Source organism: Limnospira sp. PMC 1279.21, from assembly GCF_032349615.1.
Lineage (GTDB): Bacteria > Cyanobacteriota > Cyanobacteriia > Cyanobacteriales > Microcoleaceae > Limnospira > Limnospira fusiformis.
Map to the genome: position 1 here is coordinate 1 of NZ_JARPLU010000354.1, position 1,770 is coordinate 1,770.

At 42.9% G+C, this 1,770-nt stretch carries 3 protein-coding genes and 1 pseudogene; all 4 read left to right on the forward strand.

What is annotated here, in order from left to right; genetic code table 11:
* The first annotated feature begins 152 nt into the window (after positions 1–152).
* A complete protein-coding gene (locus P5683_RS24485) occupies positions 153–506 on the forward strand; it encodes a DUF433 domain-containing protein (RefSeq protein WP_006623786.1) in 354 nt (117 codons plus the stop codon).
* Positions 507–508: 2 nt separating this feature from the next.
* Positions 509–853, forward strand: a complete 345-nt coding sequence (locus P5683_RS24490; RefSeq protein WP_006668474.1) for a DUF5615 family PIN-like protein — start codon at positions 509–511, stop codon at positions 851–853.
* A 41-nt stretch (positions 854–894) separates the two neighbouring features.
* On the forward strand, positions 895–1,155 hold the full coding sequence (locus tag P5683_RS24495; RefSeq protein WP_006623788.1) for a hypothetical protein: 261 nt from the start codon (positions 895–897) through the stop codon (positions 1,153–1,155).
* A 53-nt stretch (positions 1,156–1,208) separates the two neighbouring features.
* Positions 1,209–1,685 (forward strand): annotated as a pseudogene (locus P5683_RS24500) (hypothetical protein); the annotation flags it as partial.
* Between the last annotated feature and the right edge of the window lie 85 nt (positions 1,686–1,770).

Sequence of the window (1,770 nt, forward strand, 5' to 3'; positions counted from 1 at the left end):
CGGTTATTTCGGGCATTGCAGCCCTATTTCATGCCTGAACGTCTCGCACGCTTTCTATATCCTAACAAAGATAGTAATAGAAACCCGGTTTATGGCAACTTGGCTATAATAGTCGTAACCCCCTAGTATCAACCCATATCCCCATCCTCAATATGACATTCATCACCGATACTCCGGTAACTTGGCAATACCTAGACATTGATGCTCAAAATCAGGCAACTATTGCCAATAGTCGCGTTTCAGTTGCCCAACTGATTCAAGAAAAACACGCCCACGGCTGGAGTCCAGAAGAGCTGCACTTTCAACACCCAGAAATTTCCCTCGCTGCCATTTATTCTGCCCTCAGTTATTACTACACCTATCAACACCAAATTGATGCTCAAATTGCTCAAGAACAAGAAAAAATCCAGAACCTGCAAGCTGATTTAATTACAATGAGAGTCGGTCATCATACTGCCGATTTTCAACAAATGCTTCAGCAAAAACGGCAGCAGCAGCCAGGATGAAAATGGCAATATATTACTATTTCGATGCTCCACTCCATCGAGCGATTAAGATTGGTTTACAACTGAAATTGGTTGAGGTTATGACCGCTCAAGAAGACAATAATAGTAGTGCTATTGATGAAATAATTTTGAGTCTTTATGTGCAACTAAAGCGTCCTCTTGTAACCACGAATCATGATTTTCTAGTGTTAGATAAAAATTGCGTCAATCAAGGTAAAGCGTTTACCGGAATTTTCTTTTTCAGTCCTCAAGTGTCGATGGGTTATGCGATCGAAGAGTTAGAGGTTTACGCCAAAATGGGAGAATTAGAAGATTTCGCCAATCAAGTAATTTTTATTGGATGTTGAACTGCCGCCGCTTTATCCATGAGAGGAAAAGCCATGAACTAATGAACTTTGTTGTTGGCATCAAAAATACAGACTATGCAGCTTCCCTAGAAGTTCGCAAGATTTATCCAGTCTTACCCGACTCAAAAGCGAATAGTCATCAAATGCTGCGGATAATTGATGAATCAGGGGAAGATTACCTCTATCCTAACGCATATTTTATGCCTATTGAACTCTCTGCCTCTCTCCAACAAGTTCTGGAAATGTCTGAGGTTGAGTGGAATCAAAGAAACCGGGTTGCTGTCAGGGTTTCTGTATCCTAACCGAGATATCCATAGAAACCCGGTTTCTCAGCATTTAGCTATAATAGGATGACCAACTACCGCCGACAGCAGAAACCCTATGGTTGCGGATTTTAGGGACGGGGAGAGTCCAAAAACAAGCCTTGCAAGAACTCTATCAACTACCAGGAGACAATCCCACCCGAGAAACCACGCTAGAATTACTGTATAACCTGCGCGCGATGCTAGAAGCGCGGCAAAATTTAGACCCAGAAGAGAGAGAGTTAATTATGGAACTATCACCCCTGTATTTACAACGGTTACAAACTGTTAAGGAAGAAGGTATCCAACAAGGAGTTCAGCAAGGTATCCAACAAGGAGTTCAGCAAGGTATCCAGCAAGGACAGCGATCGCTCCTAGAAAGTATGCTACAAGTGAAGTTTGGGGCGGTCGATGCCGAATTAGCTGAGATTATCGACCGGTTGATTGCAGTTCCCCCATTGGAACAAGCTCAGTTGATTTGGCAGTTATCACGGGAAGAACTTTTGGCTCGCTTTTCCGGTGACATATAACCGGGGGGGTTAAGAAACCCGGTTTCTTTGAGAAACCGGGTTTCTAACAGTATACAGACCCAGAAGAGAGAGAGTTAATTATGGA

Coding starts and splice junctions, on each gene's coding strand:
- P5683_RS24485 (WP_006623786.1), top strand. CDS start 153: ATGACATTCATCACCGATACTCCGGTAACTTGGCAATACCTAGACATT.
- P5683_RS24490 (WP_006668474.1), top strand. CDS start 509: ATGGCAATATATTACTATTTCGATGCTCCACTCCATCGAGCGATTAAG.
- P5683_RS24495 (WP_006623788.1), top strand. CDS start 895: ATGAACTTTGTTGTTGGCATCAAAAATACAGACTATGCAGCTTCCCTA.